Below are 21,367 nucleotides of genomic sequence, written 5' to 3'. Positions count from 1 at the left end.
GGGGGGTCACAGCCCCTTTCCGAGCGAGAGCGCCCGCGCGCCCGGCTCTCCGAGCCAGCGCGCGGCAACGCCCCAGACCGCCGCGATCACGCCGGGCGAGAGCGCCTCACCCGGCGGGCCATCGGCGACGAGCCCGCCCCGATCGAGCACCAGCACGCGATCGGCATGGTTCATCGCCATCGCCAGATCGTGCAGCACCAGCACCACGCCACGCCCGTCCCGCGCCTGATCGCCCAGCCGCGCGGTGAGCGCGGCGGCATGGGCGAGATCGAGATTGGCCAGCGGCTCGTCGGCCAGCAGCCAGCCGGGCCGCGTCGCCAGCACGCGCGCCATCAGCGCACGCGCCCGCTCTCCGCCGGAAAGGCGCGAGACGGGGCGGTGGCGGAACGCGGCCAGATCCATCGCGGCGATGGCTTCGTCGATCGCGCCTTGCGCCTCGCCCTGCCCGCCCGCTCCGGCCCAGGGAATGCGGCCGAGCGAGACCAGCACTTCCACGCTCACGTCCCAGGCGATCTCAGGCGTCTGCGGCAGGAAGCCGATCGCCCGCGCCCGGTCGCGCGGCGGCAGCGAGAGCAGCGCCGCTTCGCCCAGCCGCACCGTGCCCGCATCCGGCGTCAGCAACCCGCCCAGGCAAGCCAGCAATGTCGATTTTCCCGCGCCATTGGGGCCGCAGATGGCCGTGACCTGCCCGGGCGACAGCACCGCCGAGACCGTGTCCAGCCGCCCCGCGACGCTCACCGCGCGCGCTTCCAGCAAGGCTTGTCCGGTCATGCCAGCCCCCGCCGCATCCGCAGCAGCAAGTGCAGGAAGAACGGCGCGCCGATCAGGCTGAGCGCGATGCCGAGGCGCAATTCACCGCCCGCCAGCGGCAGCACCCGGCACAGGCAATCGGCCACGAGCAGCAGCAGCGCGCCAGCCAGCGCGCTCGGCACGATCAGCGAGGACGGGCGCCGATCGGTCAGTGGCCGCACCAGATGCGGCACGATCAGGCCGACGAAGCCGATGATCCCCGCCACCGCCACGCCCGAGCCCACGGTCAGGCCCACCCCCGCGATCAGCAGCGCCGGCAGCCGCCGAGGGTCCACGCCCAGCGATCGGGCCGCGACCTCGCCCAGCGTCAGCGCGTCGAGGCCGCGCCCCGCCGCCGCCAGCAAGGCGATGCCGGCCATGCTCAGCGGCGCGGCGATCTGCACCTCGCGCCAGCTCCGGTCGGCCAGCGCGCCCATCAGCCAGGTGACGATCTCGCTCATCGCGAAGGGCGTGGGCGAAAGGCTGATCGCCAGGCTCATCAGCGCGCCCGCCAGGCTGGCGATCATCAGTCCGGCCAGCGTGAACAGCGCCAGCCCGCCTTCGCGCCCGGCGATCAGCGACAGCAGCGCCATGGCGCCGCCCGCGCCGGCCAGCGCGAACAGCGGCAGCGCGTAAGGGCCCACCGCATAGCCGGTCCAGAAGCTCAGCACCGCGCCCAGCGCCGCGCCGGGGGCGATGCCGAACAGGCCCGGATCGGCCAGCGGATTGCGCAAATATCCCTGCATCGCCGCCCCCGCCGCGCCCAGCCCGCCGCCGACCGCCAGGGCCAGCACCGCGCGCGGCAGGCGAAGCTGCATCACGATGATCGCGGCATGGCGCGTCTCGGGCGCGAAAGGATCGATCCACACCCGGCCCGCCAGCAGCGAAAGCGGGATCATCAGGGCAAGAGCCGCGATCAGCAGGGGGACGGGGCGCATTGTCATGATCCCGCCCCGTCGGCCTGCTCGAAAGCGCGCCGCACTTGCGCCAGCCGGCGCGCCGCGCGCATGATCGTCGGCCCGCCGCACCACAGCAGCGAGGAAGCGAAGCGCTCGCGTCGCACGCCCGGCAGGCCGACCAGCGCCGGGTGGCCCAGCATCCGGTCATCCTCCGAGCGCGGATCACCGGCGGCGAAGATCACGCGCGGCGGATCGGCGACCATGCGTTCCAGCGGCAGGTAATCCGCCTGCCCCAGCCCGCGCGCCGCCGCACCATTGGCAAAGCCGGTGCGGCGCAGCAGATCGACGATCAAGGCGCCCTCGCCCGCGACGATGCCGCCCGATTGCCACACGATCGCCGGAATCGCCCGCGCGCCGCGAGGCGGCGCGGCGGCCTTGAGCGATGCCTCGATATCGCCGACAAGCGCTTCTCCCTTGCCCGGATTTCCCGTCAGCCGGGCCAAATCCCGGACTTGCGCTTCGCTTTGCGCGACATCGGTGGCGATCGGCACGGTGACGACGGTGATGCCCAGATCGCGCAGGGCCGTGCCGGTCGCGGGGGGCAGGAAAGTGCCGGCGATGACGACATCGGGCGCCAGCGCGGCGATCTCCTCCACCGAGCCGGACACCGCCCGGAAGCGCCGCGCCCTGGCCAGATCCATCGAACTCGCCGCCGGATCGTGGCTGTAATGCGAGATCGCGAGCAATTGCCCCGGCGCCGCGACTTCGGCCAGCACCGCGTCGCTGCACGGATTGAGCGAGATGATCGTCGGATGCGCCGCCCGCTCCTCCCCGGCGGGAGCCTGTGCGCAGGCGGCGAGCGCCAGCGCGGGGAGGAGCGGCATGATGCGCATCACATCCGCGCCCGCACTCCGACGAAGGCCGAACGGCCGGGCGTGCCGTAACCACTCACGGTCGCGTAGCTCTCGTCCGTCACGTTCTCCACCCGGCCGAAAAGCTCGAACTTCTCGCCAATCGGAAGCGATGCCCGCAGCGTTCCCGTGGCATAGCCGTCCAGCCGCGTGAAATTGCCCATGTCGTCATAGCTGTCGCCCGCCATGCGGATATCGGCGCCCAGCACCAGCCCGGCCAGCGGCGTCGTCCAGTCGGCCGAGACGGTGACGGCATGGCGCGGCCGGCGAGCCAGGGCATTGCCCTCGTTCACGTCGCCTTCGGTGCGATTGGTCGCCTTCACGTATGTATAGGCGGCTTGCGCGCGCAGCCGGGGCGAGACTTGCGCGCCCAGTTCCACTTCCACACCTTGCGCGCGGGCCCGGCCGACATTGGCATAAAGGCCATAAGGCCGCGTATCGCACACCGCGCCCGTGCACGACACGAAGTCGATCAGGTTGCGGCTGTCACGGCGGAACCCGGTGAGCGCGAGGTGCAGCCCTTCGCCGCGCGCGCCATATTCGATGCCGGCATCGTAGGAACGGCTGCGCTCGGGCGCCAGCGCGGTATCGCCATAGTCCGAATAGAGCTGGTAAAGCGTGGGCGCCTTGAAGCCTTCGCCATAGGACGCGCGCACGCGCAGGCGCGGCGCGATCGTGACGCTGCCATTGGCGCCGAAGGTCCATTCGCCGCCAAAGCGCGAATGATCGTCATAGCGCACCCCGGCCGCGAGGCTCAGGGCCTCGCCATACCAGCCGAGCAGCGCATGGCCACTGGAAAGGTTCGCCTTGCGCCGGCTGTCACCGGCCACGTCGATCCGCGACCATTCGTGATCGGCGCCGAAATCCAGCCGCAGCGCATCGGTTGCCCGCCACACGCCGTTCAGCTCGGCACGGCGGCTCTGGCCATGGTTCTCGCTGGTGAACGTGTCCGAATAGGTGGGGTCGTAATAGCGGCGGCGTGTATCGGAAACCTGGAAGCCGGCATCCAGGCTGATCGCATCGCCCGCCCAGGCCAGGCCCGCCCGGCCGCCGACCTCGCGCGTCTTCTGGTATTCGGGCGTATCGGCGAAGCTGTACAAGGGCGCCGGATAGCCATCGATGGCAAGCTTGCCATCGGTATAGCGGCCGACCAGGCTGGCCGTGAGCCCGGGCATGAGATCGACATGCGCGCGGCCGCCCGCGCGCCATTGGCGGAAGCCGTCCTTCTCGGTCCCGCTTGCCGCTTGCGAGATACCGTCGGTGCGGGTGTAGCCGGTGTTGAGCGTCACGCCGTAGCCATCCCCGGCAAGGCCCGCGTTGACTTGCCCGTCAAAGCTGTCGCGCGCGCCGTATTCGGCCGCGCCTTCGATGCCGTTCACCTCGCGCGAGGTCAGCGCCAGCACGCCGCCGATCGCCTCCGACCCCCAGACCACGCTGTTCGATCCGCGCAACAGTTCGATCTTGGCGATCGGCCCGGCCGCGAGATTGCCGAAGTCATAGCCGGCGCCCGGCGCCGCGACGTCAGCCACGCGGATGCCGTCCACCAGCACCAGCACCTGCTGCGAATTGGCGCCGCGCACGAACAGGCTCGTCACGCCGCCCAGCCCGCCGTTGCGCGCCAGCGTGACGCCGGGCAGCCGTTCGAGCACGCGGGCGATGTCCGGCCCCTGCACCGAGGCGATCTCGTCCGCGCCGATCACGCTGACCGACTGGCCGGTCTCCCCGACATCGAGCCGGCTGCCCGTGGCGACCACGGTGATCGCCGTGTCGTCGATCCGCCGGTCGGCGATCAGGACTTCGTCGGCACTGCCCTGGGCCAAGACAGGCGTGGCGACGGCAAGAGCGGAACAGAGATAAAACAGATATTTCATGGACGTACCTCCAGACATGAACGAACATGCCGTTCATGGCGGAGGCCGCGCCGGCCCGATCGGGCCCGCCACGCGGGTCTCGCTGCATTCCGGTACACCCCGCCCGGCGCGGAACGACCGTCTTCGGGCAGGTCTCCTGGCTCCCGGATCACCGCTGGCCCTCGCCTTCCCAGTCCCGCCCGAAGGCAGGTCCAGTGGCTTCGTGAGGGCAAGCTCCCCGGTCACAGTTGCGGGGGCAGCGCGGGATTCAGGAGGACATCCCCCTCACCCGCTTCCCTCTTCGTCGCGCCTTGCGGCGCAAAACCCGTGACGTGGCGTCGTCGATACCCGCGGCGCGCGGCGCTGGCAAGATCGTCAATTGTTTACCGATTAACTGTAACGCACAGCGCTGTGCCGCTTCGGCACGCCCCGGAATCGGTGGCTGCAAAGGCCTGCGCGCGCGGGTACGCGCGAGACCGACAGTCCCGAAAGGATACGATGACCGCCGCCCCTTCCTTGCCGCACGAACTTCGGCCGCGCGATTTCTCCGCGCGCTTCGTGCGCTCGGGCGGGCGATCGCTGGCCATGGGGCGCCGCCGCGTGCCGCGGCGCGGCAAGGCGGCCTTCGCACTGATCGGTGCCATCGCGCTGCCCGCCTTCGCCGCGCCCGGCGATTGGGACCGCTTCCAGATCGGCGATGCCGTGCAAAGCGAAACGCAAGTCCAGCCCATGCCGTTCGAGCAGGCCGGCAGCAGCTTTCCGGGATCGGCGTTCTATTACCTCGAACTGGAAAAGCCGGTGACGCGGATCGGCGAGGGCGACCATGCCGAGGGCGAGATCCCCGGGCAGGACGCGGATGCGTTCATCGGCCCGATCGCGCGCGCGATGCGGATCGACAACAGCGGCATCGACCGGACCCGCGCCGAACAGTGCCTGACCGCCGCGATCTATTACGAAGCCGCGAGCGAGCCCGATGCCGGCCAGCGCGCGGTGGCGCAAGTGGTGCTGAACCGCGTGGCCCATCCGGCCTATCCCAACACCGTGTGCGGCGTGGTCTATCAGGGCTCCGAACGCTCGACCGGGTGCCAGTTCTCGTTCACTTGCGACGGATCGCTGGCGCGCCGGCCCAGCCGCCTGTTCTGGCTGCGCGCCGAAGCGGTCGCGCGCGATGCCCTGGCCGGCTATGTCTATGCGCCGGTGGGCCTGGCCACGCATTACCACACCGTGCAAGTGCATCCTTATTGGGCGCCAAGCCTGCATTATCTCGGGACGATCGGCGCGCATCGCTTCTACAGCTTCGCAGGCGCGGCCGGGCGGCCGGGCGCCTTCCGCTTCGCCTACTTCGGCGGCGAGCCGATCGCGGCGCCGCACCGGCGCGACGATTCGCCGTCGGCCGTCGCGGCATCGGCATCGCTCGATCCGCTGCTGGTGCAGCGCACGTACGACGCCCTGCTCGATGCCGCCCCCGCGAGCGGTCTGACGCCCGCCGCCGCGACGCAGGCGCCAGTCGCGCCCGCGCCGCTCTACACCAACGACTTGCGCGAACGCGGCGGCGATTCGCTCTATCGCGGCCAGAAGCTGCCCGAGGCGACCGGCATTCGCCCGGAATACCAGAACAGCGGCCGCTGGATCACATCGCCGACCGGATAGACCGCCCCGCAAGCTGAACCGGGCCTCACGTCAGCCGGCCCGAAAAGCTAATGCCCCGGCAACCATAGGCTCTCATGAAGGCTTAGCCGCTTTTCGTCTAAACGACGGGCGCTCCAAGAAAAAGAAGGGTACGCGAGCCATGACCATCCGTTTCGCCCCGGCGCGCAAGCGAGGACATCCGGCCATTGCCCACACCGGCGGTCCGTCGCGGCGGCGTCGCGCGGCCAATGACAACGGACCGGATTCGTCCCACCATCTCCTGCTCGAAGCGGCGCTGCGCCATTTCGCCGGGCATGGCCTGGCCGCCGCCGAACACGCGCGCGACAATGCCGACGCGGCCCGGAACGCGGGCGACGACCTCCAGTGCGCCTGGTGGCTGGCGATCTGCCGTACGCTCGATCGCCGCATGGCCGATGCCTATGCCCGTCGGATCGCCGGGACCAAGGCATAGACCGCGCCGGCACAGCCGGGAACCATCGCCCCGGCAAGGCGTTTCCCAGCGGTATCGCGCGTACCTCGCGCGACTACGTACTCGGCCGTCGCATAGCTATTGCTATTGCAAACTGATATCATATAAACTCGAAAAGACTGTCTTTTTCAGCCAGTTTGGCGGTTGCATTGTCCATCCGACCAGCCTAGTGCACGCCGCGTGAATTTGATGGCGCCTGCCTGTCGCGGGACTGGGCAAGCCGCCTCCTGTCCGGCGTTCCCGCCTGGTGTGAAGGACAAGACAGCAATCATGGCTCGCAAGAAGATCGCGCTTATCGGCGCAGGCAACATCGGCGGAACGCTCGCGCACCTCGCGGCGCAGAAGGAACTGGGCGATGTCGTCCTGTTCGATATCGTCGAGGGCGTGCCCCAGGGCAAGGCGCTGGACCTCAGCCAGTGCGGCCCGGTGGAAGGTTTCGATGCGAGCGTCATCGGCACCAATGACTATGCCGACATCGCCGGCGCCGACGTGGTGATCGTCACCGCCGGCGTCGCCCGCAAGCCGGGCATGAGCCGCGACGACCTGCTGGGCATCAACCTGAAGGTGATGAAGTCGGTCGGCGAAGGCATCAAGCAGTACGCCCCCGACGCTTTCGTGATCTGCATCACCAACCCGCTCGACGCGATGGTCTGGGCGCTGCGCGAATTCTCCGGCCTGCCGCACAGCAAGGTGGTCGGCATGGCCGGCGTGCTCGATTCGGCCCGCTTCTCGACCTTCCTCGCCTGGGAGTTCGGCGTTTCGGTGCGCGACGTTTCCAGCTTCGTGCTGGGCGGCCACGGCGACACCATGGTGCCGGTGGTCGAATATTCGACCGTCAAGGGTATCCCGGTCCCCGATCTCATCAAGATGGGCAAGTCCACGCAGGAGCGCATCGACGCGATCGTCAAGCGCACCGCCAACGGCGGCGGCGAGATCGTCGCGCTGCTCGGCACCGGCTCTGCCTATTACGCGCCGGCCACCTCGGCGATCGCCATGGCGCAAAGCTATCTGGGCGACCAGAAGCGCGTGCTGCCTTGCGCCGCCTACCTTGAAGGCCAGTACGGCGTCGACGGCCTCTACGTCGGCGTTCCCGTGGTGATCGGCAAGGACGGCGTCGAGCAGGTCATCGAGATCGCGCTTGACGAAAAGGCCAAGGCCGGCCTGCAGGTCTCGATCGACGCGGTCAAGGAACTGCTGGTCGCCTGCAAGGCGATCGACGGCTCGCTGGCCTGATCGCGCCAGCCGCCAGACACCCTCTTCTCCCCAGGAGCCACTTCGATGTCGATCCTCGTTGACAAGAACACCAAGGTCATCACCCAGGGCATGACCGGCGCCACCGGCCAGTTCCACACCCAGGCCGCGCTCGACTACGGCACGCAGATGGTCGCCGGCGTCACCCCCGGCAAGGGCGGGGAGACCTGCCTGGGCCTGCCGGTCTATGACACCGTCGCCGAAGCCAGGGCGCTGACCGGCGCGACCGCGAGCTGCATCTACGTGCCGCCGCCGTTCGCCGCCGATTCGATCCTGGAAGCGATCGATGCCGAGATGGAACTGATCGTGTGCATCACCGAAGGCATCCCGGTGCTCGACATGATCCGCGTCAAGCGCGCGCTGACGGGCTCGAAGTCGCGGCTGATCGGCCCGAACTGCCCCGGCGTGCTGACGCCGAACGAATGCAAGATCGGCATCATGCCGGGCAACATCTTCAAGAAGGGTTCGGTGGGTGTCGTCTCGCGCTCGGGCACGCTGACTTACGAAGCGGTGTTCCAGACCACCAACGCCGGCCTGGGCCAGACCACCGCGGTCGGCATTGGCGGCGATCCGGTCAATGGCACCAACTTCATCGACGTGCTGGAGCTTTTCCTGGCCGATGACGAGACGCAGTCGATCATCATGATCGGCGAGATCGGCGGCTCGGCCGAGGAAGAGGCGGCGCAGTTCCTCAAGGACGAGGCCAAGCGCGGCCGCAAGAAGCCGATGGTCGGCTTCATCGCGGGCCGCACCGCGCCTCCGGGACGGCGCATGGGCCATGCCGGCGCGATCGTTTCGGGCGGCCAGGGCGGCGCGGAAGACAAGATCGCGGCGATGGAAGAGGCGGGCATCCGCGTCTCGCCCTCGCCTTCGGAACTCGGCGTCACCCTCGAAGGGCTGCTGAAGGAACTTGCCTGACGGGGCGCCCGCAAGGGCGTTCCACAAGAATGGGCACGAGGCCCCCTCGCGCGGGAACCTCAAGGCCCTATACTGATTGCTCGGTGGCGTCGGCTTGCGATTCCGGCGCGGAAAGGTGATTCCGATGGGCAGCGAGACTTTCGAATTCTTCCCCGACGATCCGCAGCCCGGCCCGAGCTGGCAGCGGTCGAACTGGCCGCGCGTCGGGGGCGAGTTCGAGGACGACCTGACGCAGGCGCTCGATCCCACCGCGCTCAAGGCCCGGATCGAGAAGTCGGCGGCCAAGGCCGGCGTGGCGATCGGCAGCGAACGGATCGAGGAAGCCGCGGCCGACGCGATCCGCGCGATGATGCTGATCCGCACCTTCCGCGTGCGCGGGCACCTTGCCGCCGATCTCGATCCGCTGGGCCTGTCGAGCCGCGAATTGCCCGCCGACCTGACGCCCGAGTATCACGGCTTCGCCGGCGCGGCGATCGACCGTCCGGTCTATGTCGGCGGCAGTCTCGGCCTGGAATGGACCACGGTTCGCGAACTGGTGAAGATTCTCAAGGCCAATTACTGCGGCAAGGTCGGCCTGGAATACATGCACATCGCCGACGTCGATGAGCGCCGCTTCCTGCAGGACCGCATGGAAGGCGCCGACAAGGAGATCGAGTTCACCGTCAACGGCAAGAAGGCGATCCTTTCGGCGGTGATCCGGGGCGAGCAATACGAGAAGTTCCTGGGCCGCAAGTATGTCGGCACCAAGCGTTTCGGCCTCGACGGCGGCGAATCGATGATCCCCGCGCTCGAAGGCGTCATCAAGTATGGCGGCCAGCTCGGCGTGAAGGAGATCGTCTACGGCATGGCCCATCGCGGCCGGCTCAACGTGCTCGCGAACGTGATGGCCAAGCCGTACAAGGTGATCTTCCACGAATTCTCGGGCGGCACCGCCAATCCCGAGGACGTGGGCGGATCGGGCGACGTCAAGTATCACCTCGGCACTTCGACCGACCGCGATTTCGACGGGATCAAGGTGCACATGAGCCTGATGCCCAACCCCAGCCACCTCGAAACGGTGGACCCGGTGGTGCTGGGCAAGGTGCGCGCCTATCAGGTCCGCCATGACGACATCGGCGAAGGCAAGCACAAGCAGGTGCTGCCCGTCCTGATCCACGGCGACGCGGCTTTCGCCGGCCAGGGCATCGTCTGGGAGTGCTTCGGCTTTTCCGGCATTCGCGGCTATGACACGGGCGGCTGCATCCATTTCATCATCAACAACCAGATCGGCTTCACCACCAGCCCGCAGTTCTCGCGCGGCTCGCCGTATCCCTCGGACGTCGCCAAGGGCGTCCAGGCGCCGATCATCCACGTCAACGGTGATGATCCCGCCGCCGTGACGTTCTGCTGCAAGCTGGCGATCGACTATCGCCAGACGTTCGGCCGCGACATCGTGATCGACATGTGGTGCTATCGCCGCTTCGGCCACAACGAGGGCGACGAGCCCAGCTTCACCCAGCCGCTGATGTATTCGCGCATCCGCCAGCATCCGCCGGTGAGCGCCATCTATGCCGAGCGTCTCCAGAAGGAAGGCGTGATCGACGCCAGCTTCGCCGCCGAAACCGAAGCCGCCTTCATCGCCCACCTCGAAAACGAGTTCGAGGCGGCCAAGTCGTACAAGGCGAACGAGGCGGACTGGTTCGGCGGGCAGTGGAGCGGCTTCAACAAGCCCGTCGATCCCGAAACCGCGCGCCGCAACGTGGCGACCGGCATCGAAGGCAAGCTGTTCGACAGCCTGGGCCGGACGCTGACCGCAGTTCCCGAGGGTCTGACGATCCACAAGACGCTCAACCGCGTGCTCGACGCCAAGCGCGAGATGTTCAAGACCGGCACCGGCTTCGACTGGGCGACCGCCGAGGCGCTCGCGTTCGGCAGCCTCGTCTCCGAAGGCTATGCCGTGCGCCTGTCCGGCCAGGATTCGGGTCGCGGCACGTTCAGCCAGCGCCACGCCGTGTGGGTGGACCAGACCGACGAGCACAAGTACATCCCGCTTTCGACCGTGCCGCATGGCCGCTTCGAAGTGCATGACAGCCCGCTGTCCGAATATGGCGTGCTCGGCTTCGAATATGGCTTCGCCAGCGCCGACCCGAAGACGCTGGTGCTGTGGGAAGCGCAATTCGGCGATTTCGCCAACGGCGCGCAGATCATCATCGACCAGTATGTCGCCGCGTCCGAAGCCAAGTGGCTGCGCGCCAACGGCCTCGTCATGCTGCTGCCGCACGGCTACGAAGGCCAGGGGCCGGAGCATTCGTCGGCCAGGCTGGAACGTTTCCTGCAACTCTGCGCGCAGGACAATATCCAGGTGTGCAACATCACCAGCCCGGCGAACTACTTCCACGTGCTGCGCCGGCAGATGCACCGGCCGTTCCGCAAGCCGCTGATCATCATGACGCCCAAGTCGCTGCTGCGCCATCCCATGGCGAAGTCCGACGCGGCGGAATTCATCGGCGAAGGCCACTTCTTCCGCATCCTGTCTGACCCGACGCCGGCGGAAGACAAGGACACGCGCAAGGTCGTGCTGTGCTCGGGCAAGGTCGCCTACGACCTGATCGAGGCGCGCGACGCGGCGCAGCTCGGCGATGTCCAGATCATCCGGCTCGAACAGCTGTTCCCCTTCCCCGGTGAGCCGCTGGCCGATCGCCTGGCCCGGATGCCCCGTCTCGAAGAGATCGTGTGGTGCCAGGAAGAGCCGCGCAACAACGGCGCGTGGTTCTTCGTCGCCTCGCAGATCGAGGACGCCGCCGAACGGGCGGGCCGCACGGTCGGCCGGGTCCGCTATTCCGGGCGGGCGCCTTCGGCTTCGCCCGCCACCGGCCTTGCCAAGCGTCATGCCGCCGAACAGGCCGCGCTCGTCGCCGATGCGCTGGGCCTTTCCGTCCGTTCCGAAATCCGCCGCCGTCAGAAGGCTTGAGGTAATCCATGTCGAGTGAAGTCAAGGTTCCCACGCTGGGCGAATCCGTTTCGGAAGCCACCATCGGCCAATGGCTGAAGCAACCGGGCGAGGCCGTCGCCGCGGACGAGGCGATCGCCAGTCTGGAGACGGACAAGGTCGCCGTCGATGTGCTGGCCCCGCAGGCCGGCGTCCTGGGCGCGCACCTCGCCAGCGAAGGCGATACGGTCACGGTCGGCGCGCTGATCACCACGATCGAGGACGGCGCGGGCAAGCCCGCCGCCGCCAGGGCCGAAGCCGCGCCGGCTCCCAGCCCGGCGCCTGCTTCCGCCCCTGCTCCGGCCCCCGCCGCCGCCCCGGTCGAGGAAGCCGCCTCGTCGGACGCGGCCGTGCTTTCACCCTCGGTCCGCCGCGCGGTGCTGGAATACGGGATCGATCCCTCCCGCGTGAAAGGCACCGGCAAGGACGGCCGCATCACCAAGGATGACGTGGTCGCCGCCGCCCGCGCCAAGACGGCCGAGCCGGCGTCGGCCGCCAGCGCTCCCGCACCCTCGCCTGCCGCCACGGGCGAGCGCCGCGAGGAACGCGTCAAGATGACGCGCCTGCGCCAGACGATCGCCAAGCGGCTGAAAAGCGCGCAGGATACCGCCGCGCTGCTCACCACCTTCAACGATGTCGACATGTCCGCCGTCATCGCGGCGCGCGCGCGGTACAAGGACGTGTTCGAGAAGAAGCACGGCATTCGCCTGGGCTTCATGAGCTTCTTCGCCAAGGCATCGGTCCTGGCGCTGAAGGACATCCCCGCCGCCAACGCCTATATCGAGGGCGACGAGATCGTCTATCATGACTATGTCGACATCTCGGTCGCGGTCTCCGCGCCCAACGGGCTTGTCGTCCCGGTCGTGCGCGATTGCGACAAGCTGTCGTTCGCCGGCATCGAAAAGGCGATCGCCGAATATGGGCAGAAGGCCAAGGACGGCACGCTCACCATGGACGACATGAAGGGCGGCACGTTCACCATCTCCAACGGCGGCGTGTTCGGCTCGCTGATGTCGACCCCGATCATCAATCCGCCGCAGTCGGCGGTGCTGGGCCTCCACCGCATCGAGGATCGCCCGGTCGTGGTGAACGGCCAGGTCGTGATCAGGCCGATGATGTACATCGCCATGAGCTATGACCACCGCCTGATCGACGGCCGCGAGGCGGTGACCGCGCTCAAGATCATCAAGGACGCGATCGAAGATCCCACCCGGCTGCTGATCGACCTTTGATTTTTCCGCGTCCTCCCCATGTCCTGTCTGCGAAGCGCGGGGCATGGGCGCAGGTCGCACCATGGGATCCCGCCGCGGCGGGGATGATGACTGAAGGGAAAGACCCGAACCATGGCTGAATACGACTACGACGTCCTCGTCATCGGTGCCGGCCCCGGCGGCTATGTCGCCGCGATCCGCGCGGCGCAGATCGGGCTGAAGACGGCTTGCGCGGAAAGCCGCGAGACGCTGGGGGGTACGTGCCTCAATGTCGGCTGCATCCCGTCCAAGGCGATGCTGCACGCTTCGGAATACTTCGAGGCGGCCGCTGGCGGCGCCATGGCCAAGCTGGGCATCAAGGTCACGCCCGAGCTTGATCTCGATACCATGCATGGGCAGCGCAAGGACGCGGTCAAGCAGCTTACCGGCGGCATCGAGTTCCTGTTCAGGAAGAACAAGGTCGATTGGCTGAAAGGCCGCGCCAGTTTCGAGGACGCGCACACCGTCACCGTGGCGGGCAAGAGCTACACCGCGAAGAACGTGGTCATCGCCACGGGCTCCTCGGTCACGCCGCTGCCCGGCGTCGAGATCGACAATGCCAAGGGCGTGGTCGTCGATTCCACCGGCGCGCTGGAACTGGCCAGCGTGCCCAAGAAGCTGGTCGTGATCGGCGGCGGCGTGATCGGGCTGGAACTGGGCTCGGTCTGGCGGCGGCTCGGCGCGGAAGTCACCGTGGTCGAATTCCTCGACCAGCTCCTGCCCGGCATGGACGGCGAAGTCCGCAAGGAAGCGGGGCGGATCTTCAAGAAGCAGGGCATGGAGCTCAAGCTTTCGACCAAGGTCACGGGCGTGAGCGTGAAGGGCAAGAAGGCGACGCTGACGCTGGAACCGGCGGCCGGCGGCGAGAGCGAGACGCTGACGGCCGACGCGGTGCTGGTCTCGATCGGCCGGCGCCCCAACACCGAAGGGCTTGGCCTCGACAAGATCGGGCTGACGCTGAACCCGCGCGGCCAGATCGAGACCGGCCACGATTTCGCCACCAAGGTCGATGGCGTCTGGGCGATCGGCGACGTCATCCCCGGCCCGATGCTGGCGCACAAGGCCGAGGACGAAGGCATCGCCGTGGCCGAGAACATCGCCGGCCTGACCGGCATCGTGAACCACGACGTGATTCCGGGCGTGGTCTACACCATGCCGGAAATCGCCGGCGTCGGCCTGACGGAGGAAGCCGCCAAGGAACGCGGCGCGATCAAGGTCGGCAAGTTCCCGATGCTGGCGAACAGCCGCGCGAAGACCAATCATGAGCCCGAGGGCTTCGTGAAAGTCATCGCCGATGCCGAAAGCGATCGCGTGCTCGGCGTGTGGTGCATCGCCTCGGTCGCCGGCACGATGATCGCCGAAGCCGCGCTGGCGATGGAATTCGGCGCCACCAGCGAGGATATCGCCTATACCTGCCACGCCCACCCGACGCATTCCGAAGCGATCAAGGAAGCGGCGATGGCCGTGACGGGCAAGCCGATCCACATCTGAAGGCGGCGCGCGCGGATCGCATGAGCCTGCGCCCCTTCCACCTCGCCTTCCCGGTCCACGATCTGGAAGCCGCGCGCGCCTTCTGGGGCGGCGTGATCGGCTGCCCGGAAGGACGCAGCTCGGCCGAATGGATCGATTTCGATTTCCATGGCCACCAGATCGTCGCGCATCTGGTGGCCGGACTGGCCGCGCCCGACAGCGGCGCGAACCCGGTTGACGGCCACGACGTGCCGGTCCCGCATTTCGGCCTGGTGCTGACGATGGACGAGTGGCACGCGCTGGCCGACCGGCTCACCACCGCCGGGGTCGCCTTCGTCATCCCACCGCATATCCGCTTCGCCGGCCAGCCGGGCGAGCAGGCGACGATGTTCTTTCGCGACCCATCGGGCAACGCGATCGAAATGAAGGCTTTCGCCGATATGGGGCAATTGTTCGCGAGATAGCGCTCAAATCGCCTTGGGATAGACCGGCAGGATATCGACCGGGATATCCTTCATCGCCGCGATCACCCCCTCGGCCTGCGGATCGAGCCGGGCCCATTGCGCCAGGAATGCCTTGGTGCCTTGGTAATCGCCGTTGGCCTGCAGCATCAGCATGTCGTGCAGCAGATCGCGCAGGCCCGCTTCCATCCTGGCATCGTCGATCACATAGCGCCCGGCGGCCGCGTCCCACGCGAACGCGCCCTTGTTCAGCAGATAGCCGTATTGCACCGCCGCGCCCTGCCCGTGCGCCTCGACCGCGCCGAAGCGCACCGCGCGGAAGATCCCGGTGAAGTAAGTCGCGAACAGTTGCGGCTTCTCACTCGCCGGAAGCTCGCCCTTCTGCATCATGAACAGCAGGTTCCACACGCCCGCCACGTCCGCCTTGGCTTCCTCCAGCGCGGAGTTCTGCTCCTTGAGCGCCTTGTCCACCGTCGTCTGGACGCCGCCGACCGTGATCGTGCCGGGCCCCAGGCTGTGCGACAGTTCATGGAACAGCGTTTCAAGCTGCATGTACTTCCTGGCGACCAGCGCGGCCTGGTCCGGTTCCAGCGCGACCGCCGCCATCGGCTTCAATATCCGCTCGTACTTGGCGCCCAGCACGTTCGAGAGGATCACCTTCTTCGCGCCCTTGGCCTCGCGCACGCGCTCATCATTGGGCAGGTTGAAGGCGATGGTCTGGACGCCGGGCACGTTGTCGCCGCCGCCATGGACCTGCTCGGCCACCGCGATCGGGCTGGCGAAGCCGCGCTTGAAGTTCTTGTACCGATCCTCGATCGGCAGGTTGCCTTCCATGTCCTTGAGGTAGCCCTTGTACTTGGCCAGCGCGGCGGACTCCTCGGGGTCCTTCAGCGTCACGAAGCTCTCGAACGAGGTCTTCGCGCCATAGAGGCGGTCGGTGTAGACTTCATAAGGCCCGATCGCGACCTCGATCGGCGTGCCTTCCAGATCCATCCAGGCCAGTTCGCTGGCGAAGTAGTCATCGGTGCGCAATGCCTTGGCGCGCAGCGTCAGGAACGTCTTCAGGCTGGCATTGCTCGTCCGCGCCGCCGCCTGTTCGAGAAGCCGGGCGGCCGGTTCGAGCCACTCCCGGTATTCCACCGAATAAGGCACGGCCTTGAGCGTGGCTCCTTCGCGACGCACCACGGTATAAGGGCTGGTCAACGCCGCCTTCTGGTCGGGATGGGCCGCGACATAGGCATCGAATTCCGCGCGCGTCATGTCGGACGGATAGAAGCCCGCGCCATCGGGCGTCGGTGCCGTACCCCAGAACGGGTGCAGGTCGGCCATCTCGTCCCACGGCCCGAAATTGCGATCGAACATGGCGACCAGCAAGTCGCGATCGGCGCGCCGGTTCATCGCGACCGCCCGGCGCACTTGCGGATTATCGACGCTGCGCTGGCGCAGGTAGATTTCGCTCATCAGGTCGGACGCCTTGATCAGCAGGTTCACGACGTCGCGTTCCTCCGCCGAAAGATAGCCCGTATCGGGGCGCATCTCGATCGTGGCGAGCTTGGCCGCCTGCGCCGCCAGGTCATAGGAATCGGCAGGCGCGGGATCGGGATCGGGCGCGGGAGCCGGCGCGGGCGTCGATGCCGGCGCGCCCACCGTCTGCGCGCAGGCGGCCGTGGCAAGAAGAAGCGGAAGGAGCGCGATACGCATCATGGCCATGTCCGATCGAAAGGATTTCATGCCCGATACTTAGCGCCCGCCACGCCGGGTGTCACGGCACCGTTGGCTTCCGCCCCGCTGCGGTCGTATGGTCGCGCGCGATGGAACCGTCCGATCTTCCCGCCCTGCCACCGCTGCTCGATATCGCGGGCATCGCCATCTTCGCGCTCTCCGGGGCGATCGCCGCCGCGCGCGAGAAGCAGACTTTCGTGACGCTGGCCTTCTTCGCGCTGATCACCGGCGTGGGCGGCGGCACGGTGCGCGATCTGCTGATCGGGGTTCCCGTCTTCTGGGTGCACGATCCGCTGGTCGCGCCGATATGCCTTGCCACCGCGCTGGTGGTCTGGTTCGCGCCGGGCCACTGGTGGAGCGCGCGACTGCTGGACTGGGCGGATGCGGCCGGCCTTGCCGCCTATGCCGTGCTGGGCACGATCAAGGCCCTGCACGTGGGCCTGCCGCCGATCCCGGCAGTGCTGATGGGCGTCATCACCGGCTGCGTCGGCGGGATCATCCGCGACGTGCTGGCCGGCCGGCCCTCGATCCTGATGCGCCCCGAGCTATATGTGACGGCGGCCGCGCTGGCCGCGACACTGGCGGCGGCGGGCTGGCTTGGCGGACTGCCCCTGCCCGTGACCTGGACTGTCGCGGTGTCGGCCGGGTTCGCCTTGCGCGGCGCGGCGATCCACTGGTCGCTCGCCCTGCCCGCCTATAGCCGGGGCCCGAAGGACGAACCGCCGGATATGCCGGCCTAGATGATCGCGTGGCCATCCACCGCGACTTGCCGGATCTGGCCGTCGCGATCGACCCGGCACGAGAACCCGCGACCATCGCGCATATGGCCTTCGACGCGGTAGCCGCCATCCTCGCGGTTCACCGAATCGACCGTGTCCACCCGGCGCTCGCCGCGCTCGACCTCATCCACGCAGCGATCGACCGCGCCGTCCAGGCTGCCCGCGTCGCGCCAGCTATCGCTGGGGGGATAGGCCGGCCGGTCGTCCGGCGGAGCCTCGCCATAAGCGCCGTCATCGGGGGCAGGCTCGGCCTCGGGGCCGGGATAGCGATAAGGCTCGTCGCGCTGGTCGTCGGAGGACTTGCTGGCTGCGCCGGCAATCGCGGCGATGCCACCCAGGATCAGCAGGCCGGCCAGCACATCGCCGCCGTCGATCCCGTCGCCATGGCGGCGGTGATGATGGCCATCGCCCCACCCGCGCGCGAGCACCGGGCTCGCCATCATGGCAAAGGCGGCAGTGGCGGCAAGCGCGACCGCGGGACGCGAAGCAGACAGTCTCATCGAAAAGCAACCCCACCAACCGACATGCACGCCCCGCGCCGAACGCGGGCTCCATGCCGCCCAAGTATCCGCGCTAGGCGGCTCATGCTGTCGACAGCCTGAACCGCCCGATCGCGCCTACAGCCCGCGAATGCCGCTGAAATCCAGATCGGCGATCCGGCCATATTCGACGTCGCACTTGAACGTGCCGCTGTCATAGCCGCGCAGATTGGCGTTCCATCCGCGATAGTCGCCGTTCCAGCCCCGGCCATAGCGGGAATCGCCCGCGCGCCAGCCGCGCGCGTTGCCGTTCACCGCGATCCGCCCGCTGACATCGTAGCCCCGGCTGGTCCGCTTGATCTTGCGAATGTCGGTCACTTTCGCGCGGCCATAGCTGCGGCGGCTCGCGGTGCTTTCCGCCGCGCGGACGCACTGCGCGACCGCCTGGCGCGAAGTCATGCCATAACGGCCATTGCCGTAAGGACGGTCGCGATAGCGATCGTCGCGGCCATAGGCATAGCGGCCGTCACTGTCGCCAGCGCTTGCGGCCACCGCCGCGATGCCGCCGATGATGAGCGCGCCGGCAACGATCTCGCCCGTGCCGATCCCGTCGCCTTCGCGCGCGAAGGCCGGCGTCGCGGCCGAAACCGCCATGGCGCCGGCGGCCACGGTTCCGATCAGGGCTTTGGCAAGGTTTTCCATGGCTTCATCCTTTCGCTTGCGGGACACAGCATGTCCCTCAACGCAGGATGATCTAGCGCGCCTGCGGTGAGGCGAGGCTGAACCACCATGTCAGTTCTTGTTCAGCTTAATTTGCCTTTTTCTGAACATCAAAGCCGCCCACCTTGGCTTCCGGCAGGGCAAGCCCGGTCCATTCGGCCAGGAAGGCCAGCGTATCGGCCCCTTCCTCAATCGCCTTGTCGGTCGGCTTGCCCGATCCGTGGCCGGCGCGCGTCTCGATGCGGATCAGGCGCGGCTTGTCGCCAAGGTCAGCGGCCTGGAGCGCGGCGGCGTATTTGAAGCTGTGGCCGGGCACGACGCGATCGTCGGTATCGGCGGTGGTGACGAGCATCGCCGGGTATTTCACGCCCGAACGGATGTTGTGATAAGGCGAATAGGCGCGCAGCACGCGGAAATCCGCCTCGCGGTCCGGGTAGCCATAGTCGTCCACCCAGTATCGCCCGGCGGTGAAGCGATCGAAGCGCAGCATGTCCATGACGCCGACTTGCGCGTTGGCCGCCGCGAACAGGTCCGGCCGCTGGTTGACCACCGCGCCGACCAGCAGGCCGCCGTTCGATCCGCCCTGGATCGCCAGCCCGCCCCTGGGCGTAATCCCCTCGGCGATCAGGAATTCGCCGGCGGCGATGAAATCGTCGAACGTGTTCTGCTTGTTCGCCCCGCGCCCGGCATCGTGCCATTCGCGGCCATATTCGCCGCCGCCGCGGATATTGGCCATGGCGAAGGCCCCGCCCGCTTCCAGCCAGGCCATCCGCTGCGAGGAGAACGTGGGCGTCAGCGAGATGTCGAAGCCGCCATAACCGTAAAGCAGCGTCGGCAAGGCCCGCCGCGCCTTGGCGGCCGCTTTCGCGCGGACGATGAACATCGGGATGCGCGTCCCGTCGCGGGAGCTGTAGAAGCGCTGCTCCACCACGAAGGCGGCCGGATCGAACGTCAGCGCGGGTTCGGCGAAAGGTTCGCTATGGCCAGTCGTGAGGTTCAGCCGGTAGACCGCGCTGGGCTGGTTGAAGCTGGTGAAGCTGTAGAACGTCTCGGGATCGCCGGGCCGCCCGCGAAAGCCCGAGGCGGTGCCGATGCCGTTCAGCGTGAGATCACGCGCCTTCCTGCCATCCAGCCCATAGACCAGCGCATGGCTGGCGGCATCGTGCAGGTAATTGAGAATGAGCTGATCGCCGACGATATCGCCTTTTTCGAGGATATCCTCCCGCTCCGCCACCAGTTCGCTCCACCCCGCGTCCCGCTTCGCCAGATCGATGCCGACAAGCCGGTAACGCGGCGCCTGCCAGTTGGTGACGAACCAGAGCTTTTCGCCGGCCCCTTCGACCAGCTTCCAGTCGTCGGTGAAGCCGGTGACGAGCGCGCGCGCCTTCCAGCCATCGCGCGCGCGGTGGGCAAGGTCGATCACGCGCAGTTCGTAGCGCGCGTCCGTGCCGGTGGCGCTGGTGATGACCGCGAGCCGGCCATCGTGCGTCACTTGCACGGAATGGCTGTAATCGGGATGATCGGGCGTGGCATAAACCAGTTCGTCGCGCGCCTGCGGCGTGCCGAGCCGGTGGTAATAGATCGCCTGGTTGTAGTTGAGCCCCTGGAAAGCGGTCCCTTCGGCGGGCTCGGGAAACCGCGAATAGAGAAAGCCCTCGTTGCCGGCCCAGGCCAGATTGGTGAACTTGGCCCAGCGCACTTCATCGGCCAGCGCCGCGCCCGTCGCGACATCGCGCACGCGCAGGATGCGCCAGTCGCTGCCGCCATCCTGCACGCTGTACAGCAGATGCCGGCCATCGTCGGAGGGCTCCCAGGCATCGAGCGCGGTGGCGCCATCCTTGGCCCAGGCGTTGGGATCGAGCAGCAGCCGGGGCGTTCCATGCAGCCCCTTGCGCACGAAAAGCTGCGCCTGGTTCTGCAACCCGCTGTTGCGCGTATAGAAGTAGTAAGGGCCCGCCTTCACCGGCAGGCCGAACCGTTCATAGCCCAGCAGTTCGCGCATCCGGTCGGCGAACCAGGCGCGCTGCGGCAAGCCATCGAGGTAGGCGCGCGAAACGCGGTTCTCGCGCTCCACCCAGTCGGCAACCTCGCGGTCGTTGCGGACATCGTTTTCGAGCCAGCGATAGGGATCGGCGATGGCTTCGCCGAACTGCTGTTCGACAACATCATCGCGGCGGGTTTCGGGATATGTGATCTTGGGCATCGTCCCGGCCCAGATGGGCGCGGAAACGAGCAGCGGCAAGGCCGCGCAAAGCGCTTTCACCGCACGCGGCACGGTTCTCTCCCAAACAAAAGCGGCCGCGAATCTAGCATTCGCGGCCGCCCATGCAATTTCTATCCGGGATCGGGAGATCAGGCCTCCGCGTATTCCTCGACCTCGCTCGTCACCGGGCCCGAATCCTGGCCCTTGGCGTCGGTATCGCGATCGACGAATTCGATGATCGCGATCGGCGCGGCGTCCGAAGCGCGGATGCCGGCCTTGATGATGCGGGTGTAGCCGCCGTTGCGACCGGCATAACGCTCGGCAAGAACCTCGAACAGCTTGCGCTCCTGCGCTTCGTCCATCACGCGGCTATGCGCCAGGCGACGGTTCGAAAGACCGCCGCGCTTGGCCAGCGTGACCAGCTTTTCGACATAGGGGCGCAGTTCCTTGGCCTTGGCCGTGGTGGTCTGGATCTGCTCGTGCTTGATCAGCGCGGCGGCCATGTTGCGCAGCAGCGCGGCGCGGTGGCCGCTGGTGCGCTGCAGTTTGCGGCCGGCGATTTTATGGCGCATGTTCTG

Annotated in this window: 18 protein-coding genes and 1 riboswitch; of the genes, 9 read left to right on the top strand and 9 right to left on the bottom strand. The window is 67.8% G+C overall.

Annotation, left to right across the window (positions count from 1 at the left end; genetic code table 11):
- Window positions 1-6: 6 nt before the first annotated feature.
- From PYV00_RS06670 to PYV00_RS06655, 4 genes are read right to left on the bottom strand one after another with little or no spacing between them, the layout of a single operon-like run.
- The gene (locus tag PYV00_RS06670; protein ID WP_275227499.1) at window positions 7-771 is read right to left on the bottom strand and encodes an ABC transporter ATP-binding protein; all 765 of its coding nucleotides are present in this window, start codon (window positions 769-771) and stop codon (window positions 7-9) included.
- Entirely contained in the window at window positions 768-1,733 is a 966-nt protein-coding gene (locus PYV00_RS06665) for a FecCD family ABC transporter permease (RefSeq protein ID WP_275227498.1), read from the bottom strand. The genes PYV00_RS06670 and PYV00_RS06665 overlap by 4 nt, the downstream gene beginning before the upstream one ends.
- On the bottom strand, window positions 1,730-2,572 hold the full coding sequence (locus tag PYV00_RS06660; RefSeq protein ID WP_275227497.1) for an ABC transporter substrate-binding protein: 843 nt from the start codon (window positions 2,570-2,572) through the stop codon (window positions 1,730-1,732). The genes PYV00_RS06665 and PYV00_RS06660 overlap by 4 nt, the downstream gene beginning before the upstream one ends.
- A gap of 8 nt (window positions 2,573-2,580) precedes the next feature.
- Entirely contained in the window at window positions 2,581-4,470 is a 1,890-nt protein-coding gene (locus tag PYV00_RS06655; RefSeq protein WP_275227496.1) for a TonB-dependent receptor plug domain-containing protein, read from the bottom strand.
- Between the two features lie 109 nt (window positions 4,471-4,579).
- Window positions 4,580-4,793, bottom strand: a riboswitch (cobalamin riboswitch).
- 154 nt (window positions 4,794-4,947) lie between these two features.
- On the opposite strand from PYV00_RS06655, the gene PYV00_RS06650 reads away from it, so the two are divergent.
- From PYV00_RS06650 to PYV00_RS06615, 8 genes are all read left to right on the top strand, one after another.
- Complete coding sequence (locus PYV00_RS06650) at window positions 4,948-6,099, top strand: cell wall hydrolase (RefSeq protein WP_275227495.1); 1,152 nt, start codon at window positions 4,948-4,950, stop codon at window positions 6,097-6,099.
- Between the two features lie 139 nt (window positions 6,100-6,238).
- Window positions 6,239-6,550, top strand: a complete 312-nt coding sequence (locus PYV00_RS06645) for a hypothetical protein (protein ID WP_275227494.1) — start codon at window positions 6,239-6,241, stop codon at window positions 6,548-6,550.
- Between the two features lie 288 nt (window positions 6,551-6,838).
- Window positions 6,839-7,801, top strand: coding sequence for a malate dehydrogenase (gene mdh / locus PYV00_RS06640; protein WP_275227493.1), 963 nt, complete (start codon window positions 6,839-6,841; stop codon window positions 7,799-7,801).
- Window positions 7,802-7,846: 45 nt separating this feature from the next.
- Window positions 7,847-8,737: a succinate--CoA ligase subunit alpha gene (gene sucD, locus PYV00_RS06635; RefSeq protein ID WP_275227492.1), complete on the top strand. Its 891-nt coding sequence runs from the start codon at window positions 7,847-7,849 to the stop codon at window positions 8,735-8,737.
- A gap of 124 nt (window positions 8,738-8,861) precedes the next feature.
- Window positions 8,862-11,687 carry a 2-oxoglutarate dehydrogenase E1 component gene (locus tag PYV00_RS06630; RefSeq protein ID WP_275227491.1) on the top strand — a complete coding sequence of 942 codons (2,826 nt, stop codon included), beginning with the start codon at window positions 8,862-8,864 and terminating at the stop codon, window positions 11,685-11,687.
- An 8-nt stretch (window positions 11,688-11,695) separates the two neighbouring features.
- Complete coding sequence (odhB, locus tag PYV00_RS06625; protein WP_275227490.1) at window positions 11,696-12,937, top strand: 2-oxoglutarate dehydrogenase complex dihydrolipoyllysine-residue succinyltransferase; 1,242 nt, start codon at window positions 11,696-11,698, stop codon at window positions 12,935-12,937.
- Between the two features lie 111 nt (window positions 12,938-13,048).
- Window positions 13,049-14,446 carry a dihydrolipoyl dehydrogenase gene (gene lpdA / locus PYV00_RS06620; protein WP_275227489.1) on the top strand — a complete coding sequence of 466 codons (1,398 nt, stop codon included), beginning with the start codon at window positions 13,049-13,051 and terminating at the stop codon, window positions 14,444-14,446.
- Window positions 14,447-14,466: 20 nt separating this feature from the next.
- Complete coding sequence (locus PYV00_RS06615) at window positions 14,467-14,889, top strand: VOC family protein (protein WP_275227488.1); 423 nt, start codon at window positions 14,467-14,469, stop codon at window positions 14,887-14,889.
- Between the two features lie 3 nt (window positions 14,890-14,892).
- Here PYV00_RS06615 and PYV00_RS06610 read toward each other — a convergent pair whose 3' ends face one another.
- Complete coding sequence (locus PYV00_RS06610) at window positions 14,893-16,596, bottom strand: dipeptidyl-peptidase 3 family protein (RefSeq protein WP_275227487.1); 1,704 nt, start codon at window positions 16,594-16,596, stop codon at window positions 14,893-14,895.
- Between the two features lie 101 nt (window positions 16,597-16,697).
- Between PYV00_RS06610 and PYV00_RS06605 the strand changes: the two genes are divergently transcribed.
- A complete protein-coding gene (locus PYV00_RS06605) occupies window positions 16,698-17,348 on the top strand; it encodes a trimeric intracellular cation channel family protein (RefSeq protein WP_275227486.1) in 651 nt (216 codons plus the stop codon).
- Here PYV00_RS06605 and PYV00_RS06600 read toward each other — a convergent pair.
- The 4 genes from PYV00_RS06600 to rplQ all read right to left on the bottom strand — a co-directional run bounded on the left by PYV00_RS06600 (window position 17,345) and on the right by rplQ (window position 21,361).
- Window positions 17,345-17,887 carry a hypothetical protein gene (locus tag PYV00_RS06600; protein WP_275227485.1) on the bottom strand — a complete coding sequence of 181 codons (543 nt, stop codon included), beginning with the start codon at window positions 17,885-17,887 and terminating at the stop codon, window positions 17,345-17,347. The two genes, PYV00_RS06605 and PYV00_RS06600, sit on opposite strands and share 4 nt — an antisense overlap.
- Before the next feature lie 117 nt (window positions 17,888-18,004).
- Window positions 18,005-18,568: a hypothetical protein gene (locus tag PYV00_RS06595; RefSeq protein WP_275227484.1), complete on the bottom strand. Its 564-nt coding sequence runs from the start codon at window positions 18,566-18,568 to the stop codon at window positions 18,005-18,007.
- Window positions 18,569-18,674: 106 nt separating this feature from the next.
- Window positions 18,675-20,789: a prolyl oligopeptidase family serine peptidase gene (locus PYV00_RS06590; protein ID WP_275227539.1), complete on the bottom strand. Its 2,115-nt coding sequence runs from the start codon at window positions 20,787-20,789 to the stop codon at window positions 18,675-18,677.
- A gap of 149 nt (window positions 20,790-20,938) precedes the next feature.
- On the bottom strand, window positions 20,939-21,361 hold the full coding sequence (gene rplQ / locus PYV00_RS06585; RefSeq protein ID WP_275227483.1) for a 50S ribosomal protein L17: 423 nt from the start codon (window positions 21,359-21,361) through the stop codon (window positions 20,939-20,941).
- Window positions 21,362-21,367: the final 6 nt, after the last annotated feature.

Origin of the sequence: Novosphingobium album (ex Liu et al. 2023) (assembly GCF_029076845.1) — a bacterium.
GTDB lineage: Bacteria > Pseudomonadota > Alphaproteobacteria > Sphingomonadales > Sphingomonadaceae > Novosphingobium.
Note: the sequence above shows the minus strand (reverse complement) of the source record. Positions and strands in the feature narration are given on the sequence as shown.